This window comes from Cohaesibacter sp. CAU 1516 (assembly GCF_005771485.1).
GTDB lineage: Bacteria > Pseudomonadota > Alphaproteobacteria > Rhizobiales > Cohaesibacteraceae > Cohaesibacter > Cohaesibacter intestini.
In genome coordinates, this window is sequence record NZ_VANT01000006.1 from 57,900 (window position 1) to 79,093 (window position 21,194).

Sequence of the window (21,194 nt, forward strand, 5' to 3'; positions counted from 1 at the left end):
AACCAAGATTCGGATGATGAATTTGATCGAAGAAATGTCCATTCCAAAACTGATCGCCGCTGAAATTGGCTGTCAGGTCAAACAGGTCATCGCCGCTGTCGAGCTGATAGACAATGGCGACACCATCCCGTTCATTGCTCGGTATCGAAAAGAAGTGACCGGCGGGCTTGATGATGTGCAGTTGCGCAAACTGGATGAGCGGCTCCTATATCTGCGTGACTTCTCGAAGCGGCGCGAGGCTGTCAAATCAGCCATCGAAGCGCAAGGCAAGCTAACAGATGACATTCTCACCCGCCTTGGCAAGGCGACGACGAAGGCCGAGCTCGAAGACATTCACGCCCCATATCGCGTCAAATTGAAAACCAAAGCGCAAAAGGCAATCGATAACGGCCTGCAGCCTTTGGCCGAAGCGATTCTGGCTCAGCCACAAAGCGACCCCGAAGCCTTGGCCAGCCCGTATCTGGGCGAGACAGTCCCAAGCGTCAAAGCCGCTCTGGATGGCGTGCGGGATATCCTGTCGGAACAATTTTCCCATCACCCGGATACGGCTGCAAAGATCCGCCCTGTCGCCAAGAAGTCGGCCCGGCTGCGGGCGACGGTTGTCGCAGGCAAGGAAGAAGCAGGCAACAAGTTCGCGGACTATTTCGACCATACGGAAAACTGGGCCAAGGCACCCGGACATCGCATTCTGGCCATGCTGCGCGGGCAGGAAGCCGAAATGTTGTTCGTTGATGTCGAGTTTGATGACGAGACCGTCACTTTTGCCAAATCGGCAATCCTCAATGACAACGAGGTGCCGCGCGGCAGTGTCTTTCTTGACAAGGTCATCGACTGGACTTGGAAGGTGAAATTCACCACAAGGCTGATTTCGGAAATGCGCTCCGAGATGCGCGAACGGGCCGAAAAAGAAGCGATTGACGTCTTTGTCACCAATCTCAAAGCGCTTCTGATGGCCGCCCCGGCGGGGATGAAGGCCACTATGGGCCTTGATCCCGGCATCCGCACCGGCGTGAAGGTTGCTGTCGTGGATGCAACGGGCAAGCTTTTGGCGACCAGCACGGTGTACCCTTATGCCCCGCGCAACGATGTGCGCGGCACTCTGGCTGAACTGGGCGCCCTTGTCAGAAAGTTTGACGTCGAGCTGATTGCCATCGGCAATGGCACGGCTTCGCGCGAAACGGACGCCTTGGTCGGCGAGCTGCTCAAGGAAATGAACGGCAAGAAACCCAGGAAAGTGGTTGTCAGCGAAGCTGGCGCATCGGTCTATTCGGCCTCGGAATTTGCCTCTCGCGAGTTTCCCGATCTTGACGTTTCCCTGCGCGGGGCGGTGTCCATTGCCCGCCGCTTGCAGGATCCGCTTGCCGAACTGGTGAAGATCGATCCCAAGGCGATTGGCGTCGGGCAATATCAGCATGATGTCGACCAGTCCCGCCTTGCCCGGGCGCTGGCTGGTGCCGTCGAGGATGTGGTGAACTCGGTCGGTGTCGATGTGAATACCGCCTCCCCGGCCCTGCTGTCCTATGTGGCAGGTGTCGGCCCATCGCTTGCGGAGATGATTGTCAGCTACCGCGATGAAAACGGCATCTTCACCAAGCGATCTGAACTGAAGTCGGTCCCGCGTCTTGGCCCTCGTGCCTTCTCGCAATGCGCCGGCTTCCTGCGTGTGATCGGGGGACCTGAGCCGCTCGATTCATCAGCCGTGCATCCCGAAGCCTACAAGGTTGCCAAACAGATTGTTGCCGACTGTGGCCGCGACCTTCGCGACATTATGGGCGACGCCAGCAGCCTCAGGGATGTGGACCCGGAAAAATTCGTCACCGGCGAGTTTGGCATCCCGACGATCAAGGACATCATTGAAGAATTGCGCAAACCGGGTCGTGACCCGCGGCCGGAATTCAAGACAGCCTCTTTCATGGAAGGCATCAACGAGATTTCCGATCTGCGCCCTGGCATGAGGCTTGAAGGCACCGTGACCAATGTCGCCGCTTTTGGGGCATTCGTTGATATCGGCGTCCATCAGGACGGCCTGGTTCACATCTCGCAGCTGTCCGACAGTTATGTTTCCGACCCCTCCAAAGTCGTCAAGGCAGGGCAGGTCGTCAAGGTTGTGGTGACCTCTGTTGATGTAAAAGCCAAGCGCATTGGCCTGTCCATGAAGTCAAACCCCGAAATTGGCGAACCGGTTCGGGGCAAAAAACCGGCTCCCCGACAACGCGACAACAAACCAGCCAAAACACAAAGCAAAAGCGATGGCATGGGACAATTGGGGGAGGCGCTGGCCAAGGCATTTCGCAAGTAGCAAAAAGCCGGTCTTCTGACTGACAGTGGTCAGATGAAACCAGACAAGAGCCAGATAAGGACCAGATAAGAACCAGATAAGGAGATGGGCCGCAAAGCCTGTCCCCTTATCCGTTCGCTCTGTATGCATTGCCGGTTGTGCGGTGTGCCAAAATCTCCTCCCAGCACGCCCCTCACCCGACAAGCTTACGCGCAATGTCTCTTGCACAAGCGTGGGCTGAAGCGACAGATGCTTTGTGGCGTTCGTCCGCAAATTCCTGATATTCCGCTGCCGCCTCAAACATCTCTTCGGCCCCCAGATATTTGCGCAGGGTGTCAATATGGTTGGACAAATGCCCCGACCCGTGCCGAATGCCTCCCTTTTCAAATCCGAACTCCCCGGCTGAGGTCAGCAGCACCAGCGTCTTGCCCGAAAAGACAGGTTCGAGCGGAAAATCGCCGCGCGCCAGATCAAACGTAAAGGTCTTGTTGACCCGAACAACCTGATCAAACCAGGCTTTCAGCGCCGCCGGCATGCCATAATTATACATCGGCGAGGAAATCAGCAGAATATCAGCGCGATCAATCTCGTCGATCAGTCTGTCCGAGAGGCTCACCAAGGCTCGTTGTGCATCTGTGCGCTTTTCTTCTGGGGTAAAAACGGAGGCGATCCAGTCGTTGGAAATGAAGTCCGGAGGATTCATGCCAACATCACGCAGGATTATCTCAACGTCTGGCTCAACCCTTTTCCATTCCTCGACAAAGCCATCAGCAAGGGAACGGGATATGGAGTTATAGGCTTCAACACTATTGTCAGTGCGACGCACACTGGCGTCTATTCTCAAGATTGTGGTCATTGTCTCACCTGTTCGAAATGAAATATTCTTCGTCAGGGTGAAGCAACCAGCAGGCTCTCACAAATGAAGAGATTTCTCGCTCAGCTGAATGAAACTCATCCGTCCGATGGGGCTTTGGAGGATCATATGCTGGGCGTACGAAGTCTTGGATAGTGGCGACAATCCGGGGAGGAATGGCGGCATTACGCGGTTTCTTGATTTTCAAAAAATCTTTGACCAACGGTGCTATCGCGAAACGCATCGGCCTGATCCAGAAGCCATTCTCTGAACACACGCACCCGGGCACGATTTGCATGGGTTTCCGGACAAACCAGATAATAGCTTTTGTTGTCCAGAGCTGTATCAAAGGGAGCAACCAGCATGTCTCTTTCCAGAAAACGCGCAGCCGCCAGCAAACTGACCAAAGCCACACCGTGGCCATCGCTGGCCGTCAAAAGGCAAATATGCTCCTCCGAATAGGTAACATAAGGCTCCACGCTTGCGCCGGTCAGCCCGACAGCTTCGACCCAGTCTTGCCAACTTGGATCCACATCAGAAAATCCGCTCCACTGATATTCGATCAGCCGGGACGTCAAGAGATCCTCTGGAGCGGTCAGCGATGGTGCTTTTTCCGGACTGCAGACGGGTGCGACCCGGTCATTCAAAACCCACGCCACATGACAGTCGGGATAGTCCCCATACCCATAGCGAATAGCGACATCGACACCGCCTGATTTGAAGTCCACCAGCGCATCACTGGACAAGAGCCTGACCGAAATGCCCGGATATTTCTCGTAAAAGTCGCGCAGCCTCGGGCTAAGCCAATTGGCAGCAAAGGATCCCGTCGTCGAAATGGTCAAAGACCCTTCGAGCACATCCTCTTCAAGCGCCAGAGAGGCTGCTTCGAAATTCTTGAATGCAGCAACAATGTAAGGGGCATAATTGGCTCCGTCTTCGGTCAACTCCAAAGCTCGGGTCAGGCGGTGAAACAACCGAACACCAAGCTGCTCTTCAAGCGATTTGATTTGATGAGAGATTGCAGTTGGTGTGACGCATAGCTCGTCAGCCGCATCTTTGAAGCTTAAGTGTCGACAAGCGGCCTCAAAGGCCTGAATGCTTTTCAAGGACGGTATCTTCGCCATTTTTCTGAAACCCACCCCTCTGACTGACCCGCACGGTTCGCCCTCTAGCCTACTATATTGCGTCCGCTTGCGTGGCTCAAATTTTCAGCCATGAGGTGACAATATCCAAAGTCAACAAGAAAGCCATTGCCTGACGGATACATTGCCGTCACCAGATCCTTTGAAAAGCTCAACACTCCAACCAAGAAATAAAACACTGCAGGATTGAATGGCATAACCCAATCCAGTTCAGAACAGTCGAACACAGTCCAGCCCGGCGGCATGAAGCAATCCGGACAAAATAGGGATGCAACATACAAACAGCAGCCACAGCAATCCTCCGACGACCAAAAAATCAAACACAGTCGCTCAAAACAAAGTATTGCTTCGACATTCGAAATATAATTATTTTTTCAAACGCCGTAACAAAAATAAAAATTAAATAGAAATATTTGTCCAATACTATGCATTTAGGATCTGTTAACCATACTATTCAAAAATATTTCTTTCAAAGTGCTGATTCAGACTGACATCCCCACACCTTCGAAAGAAATAGTCATACGAACCCAAAACATGCAAAACCACACACCAAGCCCATCTAGTCAAGGAATGGTTGCGCAACCCAATTTCCCGTCTCGCTTTATGATCGGGCAGAGAATCTATGGTGGTTTTTTGGTTCAAATCTTCTTGATGATCACAATATCATTGCTGGGCATCTTTGCCTTTCGCGATCAGGCAAGTCAGTTTGATGCCTATAGCGAGATGGCAACGGATGCCAATCTGGTTGACAACCTGAACACCGAGGTCATCAAGGCACAACTGGCTCAGAAGAACTATTTCTCCACCTCGGGAGACGCGGAAAAAGCGTCCTTCAATCAACAGATGAAAACGGTCCAGTCGCTGATGGACAAGGCGCAGAGTGCGATCAAAAATCCCGAACGGGTTGCTCATCTGAAAGAGATTGCCGCATCTCTGGATAGCTACAAATCCGGCTTTGCAGAAGTGTCGGGTTTGATCAACCAGCGGAATGATCTCGTTTACAACACGCTTGGCCCCAAGGGACTGAAAATGCGTGAGAATTTGACATCTATCCGCGAAGGAGCCTTCAAGGCTGGCGATTTCGAGTCTGCAAGTTTTGCTGGCGATGCGCAAGAACATCTTCTTCTGGCACGCCTCTTCGTCATGAAGTTTCTTGACGATAACAGCAAGGAAGCGGCAAAGCGGGTGCAAACGGAACTGACCAATTTCAATCAGTCTCTTCAAGAGTTACGGCAATCACTCAACGATCCTCAAAGACGCAAACTTCAGCAAGACACATCGGTTCTGGCAGGAGAATATGAGGCGGCAGCAAAGGAACTGACCGCGGTGATCTTGAACCGCAATGCCATTCTGACCGGCAAACTGGACAAAAGCACAGATACAATCTTCTCTTCTGCTCTGGCGACATCCACCTCCGCAGACCGCGACGAGAAGCGCATACGTGAACAGGTCTATGCCAGCCTGACCAGCGCGGAATATCAATTGATGATCATCGCCGCCATTGCTGTTGCGGTTGGTGGCCTCTTTGCAATCGTCATCGCCCGTGGCATCACCAAACCCGTCAATGATCTGACATCCTCGATGAAACGTCTGGCCAACGACGATATCGAGGGGGACATTCCGGGATACGGCAGACAGGATGAGATTGGCATGATGGCTGCGACGGTCGACGTCTTCAAGCAGAATATCATCAAGGCCAAACAGCTTGAAGCCGAGCAACAGGAGATGAAACGCAAGGCCGAAGAAGACAAACACAAACTCATGATGCAACTGGCAGACGAGTTCGAACAACAAGTCGGATCCATCGTTCAGGCCGTCTCGTCCAATTCTGTGGAACTCAATGCCAGTGCCAAGTCCATGACCGACATGAGCGAGCTGACCCTAGAGCAGGCGACACAGGCAGCAACCGCCTCGCAACAGACCACCAGCAGCGTCCAGACCATCGCCACAGCCACCGAGGAGATGACCAGCACCATCGCGGAAATTGCCCAACAAGTCGCGACAGCATCCAAGTCGGCATCCGAAGCCGTCGCCAAGGTTGGCAGCACCAGTCAGCAAATGGCTGTTCTGTCCGAGACGGCATCAAACATCGGCAAGGTGGTTGAGATGATTTCAACCATTGCGGAACAAACCAACCTTCTTGCACTCAACGCAACGATCGAATCCGCAAGAGCAGGCGAGGCAGGCAAAGGATTTGCCGTCGTGGCGGGAGAAGTGAAGGCTCTGGCAGGTCAAACCGCCAAGGCCACCGAAGAAATTTCAACCCAGATTTCCGAAGTGCAGAATGCGACCAGACAATCATCGGCTTCCATGGATGAAGTCAGCCATGTCATTCAGCATCTCAATGAGATCTCGGCTGCCATCGCAGCCGCCATGGAAGAGCAGAATGTCGCCATCAACGAGGTCTCGGGCAACATTCATCAGGCCGCCAAAGGCACCGAACTCGTCAACCAGAATATCTTCGAGGTGAACAAGGCGTCGCAAGAGGCCGGCGGGGCATCCAGTCAGGTTCTCGCATCCTCAGAAGAGTTGGCTGAGCAATCGGAAATGCTAAGGGCAGAAGTAGACAAGTTCATCGAACAGGTTCGCGCGGCATAACGATTTAAATCATGCCCTGCACCCAAGTCTCCAGCAATTCGAGGGAGGCACTGAAGGGTAAATCCGGCTCTATGCCGCCATCAGCATCAGGGCTGTCTTGGCGGCATAGGCATTTGACGTACAATTGCTCGGGTGCCCGGATCGGTCAGCCATCCAGAAGATCTGGCTGACAAACCATAATCGACGCGAATTGTGCCGACAGGTCTTTAAGATCCTGAACGCTCAGCTGCTGCTTCGGGCCGCCAGCGGCCAGAACCTTGCGGTGAATGGAGGCCGCCTTCTCAATGGTTTCCACCAGAGCAAACACCTTGTCGGGATTTTCCTCCGAGACAAAGATGCCGTGATGGCTCCATGAGATCACCCGGCTTTTCTCAAGCTCTGCAGTGGAGGCTTCGGCGATGGCCACCGTACCGGGCACAAGAAACGGCACCACACGGACCCCGTCAGGAAAGATCACGACGCATTCCGGCATCTTGGTCCACAAGGCAAGCGACAAGGCGCGGCTGTCCAGCGGCTCAAGAAAGGACAACGCAATGAACTCAGGCAAATGGGAATGCAGAATGATCCGCTCTCTGTCCCCGGATTTTTTCTTGCGCACCGCATGAGCCACGAGATGGGTTGCAAATTCCGACGTCGGTTTGGCCCCGGATGAAAAGCCCCAGACATGACGGTAGGCGGTCCCGCCCTCAACAATCTGGACAATGCCCAAAACCTGATTGGGGCGATCCAGCGCATGCCGGAAAAACTGGCCCGACCCGGTGACCAGAAAATATTCTCCGTCAAGCTCGGGTTCGTTGATCGGCGCGGCGACAGGCTCCCCGGGCTTGAGTTCAGGATAATGACGTGCAAGAATTTGCTCGATTTCACCTGTCGGCAGCCGCCAGGACAGATTACCGCCATTGGCTTCATTCCAGCCATATTCCCAGCAGAGATGCAGCAGTCGGGCAGCTTCCTTCACGAAGGAAATGGTGTGGGTGAATGTATTCACGAAACGCTCCTTATCCGCGCGATGCGACACTGGCTTGATAGGCATTCAGATCCGAAATCAGAGCCGCCCCGACGGGCACATCCATCCGGCGACAGAATTCAGCCCAAACCGCAGAAAATGGCAGATCCTTCAGCTCCTCGGTCAAAAGCAGCCGCGTCGTAAAGTCAAGCGCTTCTTCGGCAGCCTTAAGAGGCTGTTGCGGCATCAGAAGCGCCCGGCACAGTGCCTTTTGCATGTTGCGCGTTCCGATGACCCAGGCCGCAGTCCGAGAAATGGTTGCATCGAACCAGTCGAGCCCGATATGGGTGCGCCCCAACAGATCACCAAAAACAAGCTCCTGCGCCATGGCGAGAATATCGTCATTGAGCAGAATGACATGATCGCTGTCCCAGCGCATCGGACGCGAGACATGCAGCAGGATCTCGTCGACGGACAGGGAGACGGAGGACAGCTTGTCCGCCACATTCTCCGTTGGATGGAAATGCCCCATATCAAGGCACAGCACGGTCCCCTTGCGGATTGCATAGCCCAAATAGAATTCATGGCTGCCGATTGTGCAGGCCTCGACTCCAATGCCAAACAGTTTGGATTCGACCGCATCCAGCATTTGGGACTTGTCAAACGGCGTGGCCAGAATCGCGTCGAGCGATGCCTCCAGACGCTGCCGCTCCTTGAGGCGATCCACCGGAATATCCTTGTAGCCATCAGGCACCCAGATATTGTTGACCGCTGCCGAGCCGAGTTCCTCGCCCATGCGGGCCGCGATTTCGCGTGTCCGGCGCCCATGCTCGATCCAGAAGTCACGAATGCCCTGATCCGGATGTGAGAGGGTCAGATTGTCATCCGCCTTGGCATGCGCAAAGAAGGTGGGATTGAAATCAAGCCCGATCCCCAGATCCTTGGCCCAGTCGACCCAGGACGTAAAATGGTGATACTCGATCTCGTCACGATCCGGTGTCTCTTCAGTGTCCATATAGCAGGCATGAAGATTAAGGCGGTGGGTGCCGGGAATATGCGCATAGGCAAAGTCCAGATCGGCCCGCAACTCGTCCGGCGTGCGGGCGCGACCGGGATGATTGCCCGTCGCCTGAATACCCCCACCGGACGTCCCGGTCTGCTTTTCAAACCCGACCACATCATCCCCCTGCCAGCAATGGACAGAGATTGGAATGGTGGCCAGCTGAGCGAGGGCTGCTTCGGTATCGACGCCCCAGTCGGCAAACTGGGATTTTGCTGCCTCATAGGAACCGGTTGTCATATTTCCTCCTTCGTGACGCGTCTTGCGCCCCGCGATCTTAAAGTGATGTATCTGATCCTGATAGGTGTGTCAGAGGACCGCCTGCCCCAGACACGCCATTGGCTGCGCCAGCTTTGGGCTCAGCGTGTGAAGGCCTCCTTGTTGCCAGCGTCGACATTGATGATGTTCCCCGTCGACTTGGCCGAAATCTCGGATGCGAAGAAATAGGCTGCCTCGGCGATATCCTCAGGCAGAACCGAACGCTTCAGCATCGAGCGCTGACGATACATGTCTTCCAACCCATCTTTGTCAGTGCCATATGTCGAGGCGCGTTGCTCCAGCCACTCCCCTTCCCAGATCCGACTGCCGCGCAGCACCGCATCCGGATTGACCACATTCACCCGGATCCCGTCAGGCGCCCCTTCCAACGCCAGACAGCGGGCGAGATGGATCTCGGATGCCTTGGCGGTGCAGTAGGCCGAGGCATTCGGGGATGCAGCAAGACCATTCTTCGAAGCAATGAACACAATGGAGCCGCCAATCGTCTGCGCCTTCATCAGTCTGAAGGCAGCCCGCGAAACGAGGAAATAACCAGTCGACAAGATCGACATATTCCGGTTCCACAAGTCGAGCGTGGTATCCTCGATCGGAGCCGAAGAGGCGATGCCTGCATTGGACACCAGAATATCAAGGCCACCATAGTGAAGGGCAACCTGCCCATAGGCCGCCTCGACCGCAGCCTCGCTGGTCACATCCATCACCACAGAGCGCACGACATCGGGCGAATAGCGCAAGGCCAGCTGCTCGGCGGTTGCCCGCACAGCCCCCTCATCGATATCGGCCAGAATGACACAGGCCCCTTCCTGGAGATATCGCTCGGCCGTTGCGCTGCCAATGCCGCCAGCCCCGCCGGTCACAAGAGCGATCTTGCCCGCAAGGCTCTTGGGCTTTGGCATGCGCTGGAGTTTGGCCTCCTCAAGCAACCAATATTCAATATCGAAGGCTTCCTGCTCGGGCAGACCACAATAGGTCGAGACACTGGACGCGCCACGCATGACATTGATGGCATTGACATAGAACTCACCGGAAATCCGGGCAGTTGCCTTGTCCTTGGCAAAGGTGATCATGCCAACACCGGGGACAAGATAGACCACGGCATTGGGGTCCCGCAGCGCAGGACTGTCATCATGCTTGCAGCGCTCGTAATAGGCAGCATAGTCCTCGCGATAAGCGGATACGGAGCTCTCAAGTCCTGCAAGAGCGGCCTCCAGATCAGGAGCGGCAGGATCAATATCCACGATCAACGGCTTGATCTTGGTTCTGAGAAAATGATCGGGACAGCTCGTACCCAATGCCGCAAGTTGCGGCATCTGGTTGGCACAGACGAAGTCCAGCACGGCCTCACCATCATCGAAATGCCCTACCATTGGCTGCTTGCCACTGACCATGCCACGAATGGCAGGCATCAGGCGCCCCGCCACCACCTTGCGCTCATTGGCAGACAGGGGCTGATGCCGGGCTCCCCCAAAGGCCGGTGTGGCGGCGGTTTCCTTTGCAAACCAGTCGATGGCACGGTTGATCATCTCGACGGTGGTCTCATAACAGGTCTTGGCATCATCGGCCCAGGTGAACAGGCCGTGACTTTCCAGCACCACCCCTTTGGCATCGGGATTTTCAAGGCAAAATTTTTCCAACCACAGCCCCAGCTCATAGCCGGGACGTTTCCATGGCAGCCAGCCGATCTCATCGCCGTAGATCTTGCGGGTGATCTCGCGACTGTCAGCCGTGGCCGCAATGGCAATCACCGCATCAGGATGCATATGGTCGACATGCTTTTTGGGTACATAGGCATGAAGGGGGGTATCAATCGAGGCGGCGCGGGGATTGAGATTGAAGGTGCAATGCGGCAGGTAGCCGACCATTTCATCTTCAAACTCGGGGCCGCGATACAGCCCCTTGAGGGCATGGAGTTTCTCCATATAGAGCGTGGCGAAACCATCCATCTTGATGGTGCCGACATCCCCTCCCGATCCCTTGACCCAGAGAATTTCCACCGCTTCGCCGGTCAGTGGATCGGTTTCGATCACTTTGGCCGATGTGTTGCCGCCACCATAATTGGTAATGCGTTTGTCCGAGCCGAGAAGGTTGGAGCGGTAAAGCAAAAGCTCGGATTGGGTCATCCCGGATGCAGCCGCCTCCTCCCATTGGAGCGTCAGCCGCAGATCATCATTGTTGTTAGGCATGTCATCCTCCCTTGACGGCCATTCAGCCAGATGCTTTTTCGCATCGACTTTGCTTTGCGCAAGAATCATTGTCAATCAAAAACGATCATATACACTCGAAGATGATCAGATGAAGCCCATTTTCCAATATTTTTGATTGACAATGATTGTTTTAGGTGGAAAGTTGACAATCAGGGAGAGAAAAATGCACGAAAAAGAGCGCCATCGAGTCATCCTGTCAGCCGTACAGGAGCGACCGGTCGTAACAGTTCAGGAAATGGTGACGTTAACCGAAGCATCGGAAGCGACCATTCGCCGGGACATTGCGACGCTTCATTTGCAGAAGAAGCTGCGCCGTGTGCGGGGTGGAGCGGAATCGATCCATCCACCAGAATTTGTCGGGCTGGCAGGTCGCCCCTTTTCCGTCAATGAAACAATCAATATCCATCAAAAGAGAGCGATCGCACAAAAGGCCGTCGAATTGTGTGAAGATGGAGACCCGATCATCATCAATGGAGGCACCACCACCTTCCAGATGGTTCATCCGCTCGCCTCCATGCGACTGCAGGTCTTCACCAACTCTTTCCCCATTGCCGAGCACCTGCTCAAACACTCGAAAAACACCATTATGCTGTCCGGCGGCGCGATCTATCGCGAGCAGAATATCATTCTCAGCCCGTTCGATAATGACGTGACACGGAACTTCTATGCCAAGCGGATGTTCATGGGGGCCAAGGGCCTCGGACCGCTTGGTCTGATGGAGACCGACCCGCTGCTGATTCAGGCCGAACAGAAACTGATTGGTCAGGCGGACGAACTGATCGTTCTGGTGGATTCTTCAAAATTTCAGGCAAGATCCAGTCTGATCCTGTGTCCGCTGGACCGGATCTCGACGGTCATCACCGATGATCGGATTCCGGATGCGGCGGCGAACATGCTCGAACAGGCTGATATTACCCTGATTGTTGCGCAATCAGGAACTGCGAAAGAAAGGGCGACCGAAGGAGGGTAGCCTGATGGTTTGACGCGCCGGACCTGGGAGGGCCGGCATTCATTAGGGAGGAAATCATGAAATTCATTAAGGCAATTCTGTCAGCTGCGGTCATTGCCGCAGTCTGCATCGCAGCCCCCGCTCAGGCCGCACCAAAGCGCATCGCTCTGGTGGTCAAGGCTCTGGGCAACGGATTCTTCGAAGCCGCAGCCCGCGGCGCAGAGGAAGCCGCAAAAGAGCTGGGCGATGTAGAAATCATCTATACTGGGCCAACCGACACCACCGCTGAAGGGCAGATCGAAGTCATCAACTCGCTGATTGCCCAGCGCGTCGACGCCATCGCCATCTCCGCCAATGACGCCGAAGCCCTTGTCCCGGCACTCAAGAAAGCCATGAACCGGGGTATCACCGTCATTTCATGGGATTCCGGCGTGGCTCCGGAAGGCCGTCAGGTGCATCTCAACCCCTCGTCCAACGCCCTCATCGGCAACATGATCATCAAACTCGCAGCCGATCATCTGCCGGACGGCGGTGAAGTGGCTGTTCTCTCGGCAACCGCGACCGCCACGAACCAGAATATCTGGATCGAGGAAATGAACAAGGTGATGGGCAACTATCCCGGCATCAAGGTTGTCGCAACCGTCTATGGGGATGATCTGGCGGATAAATCCTACCGCGAAGCACAGGGCCTGATGCAGACCTATCCTGATCTGGATGCGATCATCGCCCCGACCTCCATCGGCATCGTTGCTGCTGCGCAGGCGGTTGTCGATGCAGGCAAGGTTGGCAAAGTCAACGTCACCGGCCTTGGTCTGCCGTCCGAGATGGCCGGTGCCATCGAGTCCGGAGCCTCCAAGTCCTTTGCGATCTGGAACCCCATCGATCTGGGCTATTCGGCAACCATGATCGCTCATGCCCTCGCCAATGGTGACGCAACCGCAGAACCCGGTGCAAAAATCCCGATGGGCCGCATGGGAACCCTGACGCTGGATGACGACCGTGCGGGCGCAATGTCCGACCCGTTTGTCTATGACAGCTCCAACATCGACGCCTTCAAGTCGATCTTCTGACATGTCCGCTTGTCCCGGCGGCTTTCACTCCGCCGGGACACCCCAACCCTCTGAAAACTCGCCATGTATATGCAGACACAGACTGACAGCGCCTCCGGGGTCTCGGTCGACGCGTCGCAGGACGCCGCGCCGCTTCTCACGCTCGAGGGCATCACCAAGAGTTTTCCGGGCGTGAAAGCGCTCTCGGACATTGCGCTCTCCCTCTATCCCGGCAAGGTCACCGCTCTGGTGGGAGAGAATGGAGCAGGCAAATCGACGGTCGTCAAAATCCTGACGGGCATCTATCAGCCTGACGAAGGCACCATCACGGTCGATGGCCAAGCCCGGCACTTTCCCACGGCACAGGACGCTGCCGATGCAGGCATCACCGCCATTCATCAGGAAACCGTTCTGTTTGACGAGCTGTCCGTTGCCGAGAATATCTTTCTTGGCCATGCCCCCAGAGGCCGGTTCGGCCTGATCGACTGGTCCGAGATCAATCGGCGTTCCAGCGCGATCCTTGCGGAAATCGGCGCAGACCTCGACCCCTCAACCAAGCTGAAGGATCTGGGCATCGCCAACAAGCATCTGGTCGCCATCGCCCGCGCTTTGTCTATCGATGCCCGCGTGGTGATCATGGATGAACCAACCGCGGCCCTCAGCCACAAGGAAATTCAGGAGCTTTACGAACTCGTCGAGCAGCTCAAGAAACAGGGCAAGGCGATCCTCTTTATCTCGCACAAATTCGACGAAATCTTTCGCATCGCCGACAATTATACCGTCTTTCGCGATGGTCAGTTCGTTGGTGCCGGCGCGATGACCGATGTGACCAATGACGATCTCGTCAAGCTGATGGTCGGGCGCGAGATTGCCCATATCTTCCCAGAACGAACCAGCAAAATCGGTGACGAAGTCCTCAAGGTGGTCGGCTACGAGCATCCGACCGAGTTTGCCGACATCCGTTTCGAGTTGCATCAGGGGGAAATTCTAGGTTTCTATGGCCTTGTCGGCGCAGGCCGATCGGAATTCATGCAATCCCTGTTCGGCATCACTCGCCCGTCCAAGGGGGCAATCCGCATTGACGGCGACGTCGCGGTCATTCGCTCCCCCGCCGCCGCCATCAAGCACGGCATCGTCTATGTGCCCGAAGACCGTGGCAAGCAGGGAGCAATCACTGCCCTGCCGATCTTCCAGAATGTCACTCTGCCCTCGCTCGGCCGGACCTCGCGCGGCAGCTTTTTGCAGCTGGCCGAAGAGTTCAAGCTGGCACGCGATTATTGCGAGCGTCTCGATTTGCGGGCGGCCTCGCTCGACACCAATGTCGGCAACCTGTCGGGCGGCAATCAACAGAAGGTGGTGATCGCAAAATGGCTGGCAACCCAGCCCAAAGTCATCATTCTGGACGAACCGACCAAGGGCATCGACATTGGATCGAAAGCCGCCGTGCACGAATTCACCGCCGAGCTGGCGGCTCAGGGACTGGCGGTCATCATGATCAGCTCCGAAATCCCGGAAGTTCTGGGCATGTCGGATCGTGTCATCATCATGCGTGAAGGCCGTATCGTTGCAGAAGTCAGCGGTGACGACATGAATCCTGAAACGCTCGTGCGTCATGCAGCAGGGATCAAGGATCACTAAGCCATGCTGAAACGACTTGCCACTTCGCGAGAAGCGCTGTTGCTGGGAGCCATTCTGGTTCTGCTGGCGCTGATCTCGACTCGCTTTCCTGCTTTCATTACGCCATCCAATCTTGTGGGCGTTTTCAATGACACCTCGCCGCTCATTCTGTTGGCGTTGGGGCAGATGATTGTCATCCTCACCAAATGCATTGACCTGTCCGTCGCCGCCAATCTTGCCCTCACTGGCATGGTCGTCGCCCTCGTCAATGTGGCGGCTCCCGGCGTGCCTGTCGCGGTGATCCTGCTAGTTGCCATCACCCTTGGCACCATCATGGGCATGTTCAACGGCCTGCTGGTCTGGAAGGTGCAGATCCCGCCCATCGTGGTGACGCTTGGCACCATGACCATCTATCGCGGCATCATCTTCCTCTTGTCCGATGGCAAGTGGGTCAATGCCCATGAAATGAGCCCTGCCTTCAAGGCCTTTCCCCGCATGGAATTGTTGGGATTGCCGATGCTCAGCTGGTTCGGCATCCTCGCGGTGATCCTGTTTTATTTCATCATGACCCGCACCACATTGGGCCGCGCTTTCTATGCCGTGGGCGGCAATCCCCATGCAGCAGTCTATGCCGGAATCAATGTCGGCTACACGCAATTCTGGGCCTATACCATCTCGGGCGCATTGTCCGGTCTTGCAGGCTATTTGTGGGTGTCCCGCTATGCGGTCGCCTATGTGGATCTTGCCGGAGGGTTCGAGCTGGAGGTGGTCGCTGCCTGTGTCATCGGCGGGGTGTCCATTGCTGGCGGTCTTGGAACGGTTGCTGGCACCCTGCTTGGCGCACTGTTCCTTGGCATCGTCAAGAATGCGCTTCCCGTGATCAACATCTCCCCCTTCTGGCAGTTGGCTATCTCCGGTGCGGCCATCATCATCGCCGTGGTCTTCAATGCGCGCGCCAATCGCACCAAAGGCCGGGTCATTCTCAAAAGTGCGGAGCAAACGGCATGAGCATCGCATCCAATCACTCCATTCCAGACCGTCTGCAGTCTCCTCTCCAGCGAAGGCTCAAGAGCTGGGAAATGCTCCTGTTGCTTGTGGCCATCGCCATCTTTATCGCCAATTCCTTCGCGTCCCCCTACTTCCTGGATGCGTGGAACCTGTCCGATGCCACCTTCAACTTTACCGAAAAGGCGATGATTGCCTTTGCCATGGCGCTGCTGATCATATCCGGAGAGATCGATCTCTCTGTTGCCTCGATCATCGCTTTGGCATCCACTGCCATGGGGGCCGCGGTTCAGATTGGGGCCGACACCCCGACACTGATCATCGTCGGACTTGCCGTTGGCCTTGCAGCCGGGGCCTTCAACGGCTTTCTAGTCACCGGACTGGGACTGCCATCGATCGTAGTCACGATCGGCACCATGAGCCTGTTCCGCGGCATTGCCTATATCGTGTTGGGTGATCAGGCCTATCGCGGCTATCCGGCGAGCTTTGCCTATTTCGGGCAGGGCTATTTTTATTGGGTCTTCAGCTTCGAGCTGGTGCTGTTCGCCATGCTGGCCATTCTTTATGGCATCCTCTTGCACAAGACCAACTTCGGCCGCGCGGTCTTTGCCATCGGCAACAATGCCACCGGCGCTCTCTTTTCCGGCATTCGGGTCAACCGGGTCAAATTCTCGCTGTTCCTGCTGACCGGACTGATGTCCGGGGTGGCTGCCATCTGCCTCACGTCGCGCCTTGGCTCGACCAGACCCTCCATCGCCCTTGGCTGGGAGCTGGAAGTGGTAACCATGGTGGTGCTCGGCGGGGTCAACATTCTGGGAGGCTCCGGTTCCATTCCCGGCGTTGTCATTGCTGCCTTCGTCATGGGCCTTGTCACCTTCGGGCTCGGCCTGCTCAATGTTCCGGGCATCGTTATGTCGATCGTCATCGGGCTGCTGCTCATTTCGGTGATCGCCCTGCCACGCCTATGGGCCAAGATGAGGAGAAAAAGCTGATGGAGAAGTTCGCCTTCAAGATGAAGCTCCTGCCCGGCATGGAAGCCGAGTATGAGACGCGGCACGACGCCATCTGGCCCGAGCTTGTCCAGTTGCTCAAGCAGGCAGGCATATCGGACTATTCCATCCATCTGGACCCGGAGACCAACATCCTGTTCGGCGTGCTCTGGCGCGAGGATGATCACGGAATGGATACCCTGCCCCAAGAAGAGGTGATGCAGAAATGGTGGGTCTATATGGCCGACCTGATGGAAACCCATCCGGACAATGAGCCGGTGGCAAAACCCCTCAAGACCGTTTTTCATCTGCCTTGAAGCGACATGTAACAAGACCATGATCAAACCCCGTCACATTGCCGTCATCGACATCGGCAAGACCAACGCCAAAGTGGCTCTGGTTGATACTGAGCATTTTGAGGAAACAGCCGTCGTCACCCGTGCCAACAGGGTGCTGGAGGGGCCGCCATGGCCACACTTCGATCTGGAGGGCCATTGGGCCTTCATTCTTTACGCATTGAAGGCGTTCCATGCAGACCATGGAATTGACGCCATATCGACAACAACCCATGGTGCATCTGCAGTCTTGCTCGATCAAAATGGGGATCTGGGCGCTCCCATGCTCGACTATGAGCATCACGGACCGGACAGTCTGCGCGAGGAATATGATGCCCTTCGTCCTGCCTTCTCCGAGACCGGATCGCCACGGCTCGGTATGGGGCTTAATCTGGGTGCGCAACTGCACTGGATCTTTGCCACACAACCGGATCTGAAGGCGCGAACAGCGACCATTCTCACCTATCCGCAATATTGGGGCTATCGCCTGACGGGGCAAATTGCCAGCGACGTCAGCTCCCTTGGCTGTCATACGGATTTGTGGGACCCGTACAAACGCCACTATTCCAGCCTTCCCGAGACTCTGGGCATCCGCGAGAAGATGGCCCCACCCCGTCCTGCGACGGACTGTCTTGGGACGGTTCTGCCCGCCATTGCCAAGGCAACGGGCCTGTCCGCCTCGACCCCGGTTTTTGTCGGCATTCACGATTCGAACGCCTCCCTGCTTCCCCATCTGATGGATAGCACGCCCCCCTTCTCGGTGGTCTCCACCGGCACGTGGGTGATTGCCATGGCGGTTGGCGGCGAGCAGAAGGACCTTGATGCGGCAAAGGATACTCTGATCAACGTCAATGCCTATGGTGCTCCCGTTCCCTCGGCCCGGTTCATGGGCGGGCGAGAATATGAAATTGCCATGCAAGGGCAAAAAATCACCCCGACCAACGAGGATATTCGCGCCGTTCTGGACAAAGGCATTTGCCTGCTCCCGGCTCTGCAGAATGACAGTGGCCCCTTCATGAGCAGGACAGCCAAATGGGTCGGCGGCGAGCCAGCGATCGACAGCGGCGTGCGTGCCGCAGCCTTGTCGCTTTATCTGGCAATGGTCACAGCGCATTGCCTTGAGATGATCGGTCACCGTGGCACAATTATCGCGGAAGGCCCCTTCACCAAAAACCGCCTGTATCTCGACATGCTTGCGACCGCGACCGGCAGCGAAGTGCACGCCTGCAAGGCCAGCACGGGCACATCAATCGGGGCTGCGATGCTGGCGGTCGATGGCAATCCCGACATACCCGCCTCAACATACCATCACCCAAGGCAAGACCTCAGCGCCTATGCCCGCCTCTGGTGGGATCTGGTCGCAAGGCAGGACGACGGTCCGTAAACACCACATCACGAACGGGCAGATCAAACCCTTCAAAGAACCCTCAATCCGGACCAGACAGCAAGACCGAGACACCCACCCACCTTGACAGCGACAAACAGGAAGTGATATGACACCGATGTCATGACATCGATGTCATACATAATTGATGTCTTGTCGAGGAGGATCTATGGCTACAATCTATGATGTCGCCAAGAAAGCGGGCGTTTCCCCTAAAACAGTATCCAGAGTGCTGAATGGGGACGCTCCGGTGCGGCAACAGACGCGAGATGCGATTGAAGCAGCCATCAATGCGCTGGGATATGTGCCATCCAACGCAGCGCGAATGATGCGCTCGAACAAATCCGGTCTGATCGGACTGATCACCGGCGCGATCTCGCATGGTCTTGAACCGACCGAGCCCGAAGGCCTCCCCGACCTGTTCATCGTGCAGGGCATTCAGCAGATGATGGCTGAAAGCGGCAAAACACTGATGATAGCCGATACCAACAATGTTGCCGGACGGGTGCCTCACCTCATCAAAACCTTTCTGCAACATCGGGTCGAAGGTCTCATCTATGTGGCCGACCATCACAAGAAGGTCGAGCTGCCAGACATCCCCGCCACCTGTCCGATTGTTTTGGCCAACTGCTTTGATGATGTCGGCCATCCCGCCATTCTGCCCGATGACCGGACCGGTCAGAGGGAGCTGGTGACAAAGCTTATTGAGAATGGACACCGCCGCATAGCCTATCTCACCCTCGACAAGACCCTTGTTGCGACCGGATTGCGGACAAAGGGCTATTGCGATGCCCTGGCCAAGGCAGGTCTGCCCTATGACGATGATTTGGTGATGATGGGATATGAGGAAGGCCGGGAGAAGGACAGCCAGCTATTGGTGCAGGCCGTTGAGCGCCTTGTCTCTCTGGACCAGCCACCCAGTGTTATTTGCTGCGGCAATGATGAAATGGCCCTGCGCCTCTATGGCATTCTGCGCTCGCGCAACATTCGCGTTCCGGACGACATCTCGGTTGCCGGCTACGACAATTATCGCGTCATTGCCGAAACGCTTTTCCCACCTTTGACAACGGTCGAACTGCCCTATTTCAAACTCGGCCAGACGGCTGCCGACCATTTGCTCAGATTGATTTCTGGAGAAGAGGACGTTCCAGAAAGTCCCGGACTCTTGCAAGGGCCCGTTTTCTGGCGGGATTCGGTCATCAAACCGGATCCCACACTTACCTAAAATTCTATGGGAGGAATTTCAATGAAACTGACCAAGACATATCTTGCCGTTCTATGCGCATCAACCTTGCTGTCCGGTGCGAGCTTTGCGCAAACCGACCTGTCTCTGTGGTACCATGGCGCAGGGAACGAGGTAGAGAGCAAAATCATCAATCAGATCGTCAGCGACTTCAATGCAAGTCAATCTGACTGGAATGTGGTTCTGGAGAGCTTTCCGCAGACCAGCTACAACGACTCGGTCGTGGCAGCAGCACTGGCCAAGAACCTGCCGGACATCATTGATGTCGACGGTCCTGTCATGCCCAATTGGGCCTGGTCGGGATATATGCAGCCGCTGCAGATAGATGAAGCCAAAGTTTCAAACTTCCTGCCCGGCACCAAGGGCATCTGGAATGGAAAGCTTTATTCCATCGGACTTTGGGATGCGGCGGTTGCCCTTTATGCACGCAAATCGACGCTTGAAGATCTCGGCCTGAGAACACCGACGCTCGACAAGCCATGGACAAAAGACGAGTTCATGGATGCGTTGGAGAAAGCCAAGGCGTCCGGCAAATACAAATATGCCCTCGATCTGGGCATGAATGATCAGGGGGAATGGTACCCATACGCCTTTTCACCCTTCCTGCAGAGCTTTGGCGGCGACATCATTGATCGCTCCACCTACAAAACAGCCGAAGGCACTCTCAACGGAGACGAGGCACTGGCCTTTGGCGAATGGTGGCAGAGCTTGTTCACCAAGGGCTATGCGGCAGGCACCAGTGAAAGCCCGGCCGACCAGCAAAATGGCTTCATAGACGGCAGCTTCGCCTTCCAATGGAATGGCAACTGGCGGGCCGTGGCCACGATGGCTGAAGTCGATGATGTGGTCTTCCTGCCTGCCCCTGATTTCGGCAAGGGGTCAAAGATCGGCGCCGGTTCGTGGCAGTTCGGCGTCGCGGCAACCTCCAAACATCCCGATGGTGCCTCCGCCTTCATCGAGTTTGCATTGCAGGATAAATACCTGGCCGCCTTCTCCGATGGCATCGGGCTGATTCCATCGACCGCCACTGCCGCGCAAATGACCAAGAACTACAAGGATGGCGGTCCATTGGCCGTGTTCTATGGCCTGTCCAGCGCCCAAGCCCTCATTCGTCCGGTCACACCGGGTTATGTCGTGCAATCCAAGGTCTTCACCAAGGCCATGGCCGACATCGCCAATGGGGCTGATGTCGCCGACACGCTTGATGCTGCGGTGGACGAAATCAACGCTGACATCGAAAAGAACAGCGGTTACGGGCACTAG

At 55.8% G+C, this 21,194-nt stretch carries 16 protein-coding genes; 11 read left to right on the top strand and 5 right to left on the bottom strand.

From position 1 onward, the window contains the following. The first annotated feature begins 13 nt into the window (after positions 1-13). Entirely contained in the window at positions 14-2,299 is a 2,286-nt protein-coding gene (locus FDK21_RS15195) for a Tex family protein (RefSeq protein ID WP_138149847.1), read from the top strand. 172 nt (positions 2,300-2,471) lie between these two features. On the opposite strand, the gene FDK21_RS15200 is transcribed toward FDK21_RS15195, so the two are convergent. Next, positions 2,472-3,134 carry an NAD(P)H-dependent oxidoreductase gene (locus tag FDK21_RS15200; protein ID WP_114010938.1) on the bottom strand — a complete coding sequence of 221 codons (663 nt, stop codon included), beginning with the start codon at positions 3,132-3,134 and terminating at the stop codon, positions 2,472-2,474. A gap of 182 nt (positions 3,135-3,316) precedes the next feature. Next, complete coding sequence (gcvA, locus tag FDK21_RS15205) at positions 3,317-4,255, bottom strand: transcriptional regulator GcvA (protein ID WP_138149567.1); 939 nt, start codon at positions 4,253-4,255, stop codon at positions 3,317-3,319. Between the two features lie 669 nt (positions 4,256-4,924). Between gcvA and FDK21_RS15210 the strand changes: the two genes are divergently transcribed. Then, positions 4,925-6,871, top strand: coding sequence for a methyl-accepting chemotaxis protein (locus tag FDK21_RS15210; protein ID WP_171022113.1), 1,947 nt, complete (start codon positions 4,925-4,927; stop codon positions 6,869-6,871). Between the two features lie 145 nt (positions 6,872-7,016). Here the strand turns inward: FDK21_RS15210 and rhaD are convergent, their stop codons facing one another. The 3 genes from rhaD to FDK21_RS15225 form a co-directional block, all read right to left on the bottom strand. Next, a complete protein-coding gene (gene rhaD, locus FDK21_RS15215; protein WP_157967753.1) occupies positions 7,017-7,859 on the bottom strand; it encodes a rhamnulose-1-phosphate aldolase in 843 nt (280 codons plus the stop codon). A gap of 10 nt (positions 7,860-7,869) precedes the next feature. Further along, positions 7,870-9,117, bottom strand: coding sequence for an L-rhamnose isomerase (locus FDK21_RS15220; protein WP_138149571.1), 1,248 nt, complete (start codon positions 9,115-9,117; stop codon positions 7,870-7,872). 119 nt (positions 9,118-9,236) lie between these two features. Further along, positions 9,237-11,339 (bottom strand): bifunctional rhamnulose-1-phosphate aldolase/short-chain dehydrogenase, encoded by a 2,103-nt coding sequence (locus tag FDK21_RS15225; RefSeq protein ID WP_138149573.1) that lies wholly within the window; start codon positions 11,337-11,339, stop codon positions 9,237-9,239. A 184-nt stretch (positions 11,340-11,523) separates the two neighbouring features. Here FDK21_RS15225 and FDK21_RS15230 point away from each other — a divergent pair, with 184 nt between their 5' ends. From FDK21_RS15230 to FDK21_RS15270, 9 genes are all read left to right on the top strand, one after another. Next, positions 11,524-12,330 carry a DeoR/GlpR family DNA-binding transcription regulator gene (locus FDK21_RS15230; protein ID WP_114010944.1) on the top strand — a complete coding sequence of 269 codons (807 nt, stop codon included), beginning with the start codon at positions 11,524-11,526 and terminating at the stop codon, positions 12,328-12,330. Positions 12,331-12,386: 56 nt separating this feature from the next. Then, positions 12,387-13,379: a rhamnose ABC transporter substrate-binding protein gene (gene rhaS / locus FDK21_RS15235; RefSeq protein ID WP_114010945.1), complete on the top strand. Its 993-nt coding sequence runs from the start codon at positions 12,387-12,389 to the stop codon at positions 13,377-13,379. A gap of 69 nt (positions 13,380-13,448) precedes the next feature. Next, complete coding sequence (locus FDK21_RS15240; RefSeq protein ID WP_138149849.1) at positions 13,449-14,996, top strand: sugar ABC transporter ATP-binding protein; 1,548 nt, start codon at positions 13,449-13,451, stop codon at positions 14,994-14,996. Between the two features lie 3 nt (positions 14,997-14,999). Beyond that, entirely contained in the window at positions 15,000-15,983 is a 984-nt protein-coding gene (locus FDK21_RS15245) for an ABC transporter permease (protein WP_114010946.1), read from the top strand. Continuing rightward, positions 15,980-16,972 (top strand): ABC transporter permease, encoded by a 993-nt coding sequence (locus FDK21_RS15250; RefSeq protein WP_138149575.1) that lies wholly within the window; start codon positions 15,980-15,982, stop codon positions 16,970-16,972. The genes FDK21_RS15245 and FDK21_RS15250 overlap by 4 nt, the downstream gene beginning before the upstream one ends. Continuing rightward, positions 16,972-17,286, top strand: a complete 315-nt coding sequence (rhaM, locus tag FDK21_RS15255) for an L-rhamnose mutarotase (protein ID WP_171022114.1) — start codon at positions 16,972-16,974, stop codon at positions 17,284-17,286. The genes FDK21_RS15250 and rhaM overlap by 1 nt, the downstream gene beginning before the upstream one ends. Before the next feature lie 19 nt (positions 17,287-17,305). Beyond that, entirely contained in the window at positions 17,306-18,688 is a 1,383-nt protein-coding gene (locus tag FDK21_RS15260) for an FGGY-family carbohydrate kinase (RefSeq protein ID WP_138149577.1), read from the top strand. Positions 18,689-18,857: 169 nt separating this feature from the next. Next, positions 18,858-19,913 carry a LacI family DNA-binding transcriptional regulator gene (locus FDK21_RS15265; RefSeq protein WP_138149579.1) on the top strand — a complete coding sequence of 352 codons (1,056 nt, stop codon included), beginning with the start codon at positions 18,858-18,860 and terminating at the stop codon, positions 19,911-19,913. A 21-nt stretch (positions 19,914-19,934) separates the two neighbouring features. Continuing rightward, positions 19,935-21,194: a sugar ABC transporter substrate-binding protein gene (locus tag FDK21_RS15270; protein WP_138149581.1), complete on the top strand. Its 1,260-nt coding sequence runs from the start codon at positions 19,935-19,937 to the stop codon at positions 21,192-21,194.

What these genes read in the sequence shown, in the direction of transcription:
- FDK21_RS15195 (WP_138149847.1), top strand. Translation starts at nt 14, where the DNA reads ATGATGAATTTGATCGAAGAAATGTCCATTCCAAAACTGATCGCCGCT.
- FDK21_RS15200 (WP_114010938.1), bottom strand. Translation starts at nt 3,134, where the DNA reads ATGACCACAATCTTGAGAATAGACGCCAGTGTGCGTCGCACTGACAAT.
- gcvA (WP_138149567.1), bottom strand. Translation starts at nt 4,255, where the DNA reads ATGGCGAAGATACCGTCCTTGAAAAGCATTCAGGCCTTTGAGGCCGCT.
- FDK21_RS15210 (WP_171022113.1), top strand. Translation starts at nt 4,925, where the DNA reads ATGATCACAATATCATTGCTGGGCATCTTTGCCTTTCGCGATCAGGCA.
- FDK21_RS15220 (WP_138149571.1), bottom strand. Translation starts at nt 9,117, where the DNA reads ATGACAACCGGTTCCTATGAGGCAGCAAAATCCCAGTTTGCCGACTGG.
- FDK21_RS15225 (WP_138149573.1), bottom strand. Translation starts at nt 11,339, where the DNA reads ATGCCTAACAACAATGATGATCTGCGGCTGACGCTCCAATGGGAGGAG.
- FDK21_RS15230 (WP_114010944.1), top strand. Translation starts at nt 11,524, where the DNA reads ATGCACGAAAAAGAGCGCCATCGAGTCATCCTGTCAGCCGTACAGGAG.
- rhaS (WP_114010945.1), top strand. Translation starts at nt 12,387, where the DNA reads ATGAAATTCATTAAGGCAATTCTGTCAGCTGCGGTCATTGCCGCAGTC.
- FDK21_RS15240 (WP_138149849.1), top strand. Translation starts at nt 13,449, where the DNA reads ATGCAGACACAGACTGACAGCGCCTCCGGGGTCTCGGTCGACGCGTCG.
- FDK21_RS15245 (WP_114010946.1), top strand. Translation starts at nt 15,000, where the DNA reads ATGCTGAAACGACTTGCCACTTCGCGAGAAGCGCTGTTGCTGGGAGCC.
- FDK21_RS15250 (WP_138149575.1), top strand. Translation starts at nt 15,980, where the DNA reads ATGAGCATCGCATCCAATCACTCCATTCCAGACCGTCTGCAGTCTCCT.
- rhaM (WP_171022114.1), top strand. Translation starts at nt 16,972, where the DNA reads ATGGAGAAGTTCGCCTTCAAGATGAAGCTCCTGCCCGGCATGGAAGCC.
- FDK21_RS15260 (WP_138149577.1), top strand. Translation starts at nt 17,306, where the DNA reads ATGATCAAACCCCGTCACATTGCCGTCATCGACATCGGCAAGACCAAC.
- FDK21_RS15265 (WP_138149579.1), top strand. Translation starts at nt 18,858, where the DNA reads ATGGCTACAATCTATGATGTCGCCAAGAAAGCGGGCGTTTCCCCTAAA.
- FDK21_RS15270 (WP_138149581.1), top strand. Translation starts at nt 19,935, where the DNA reads ATGAAACTGACCAAGACATATCTTGCCGTTCTATGCGCATCAACCTTG.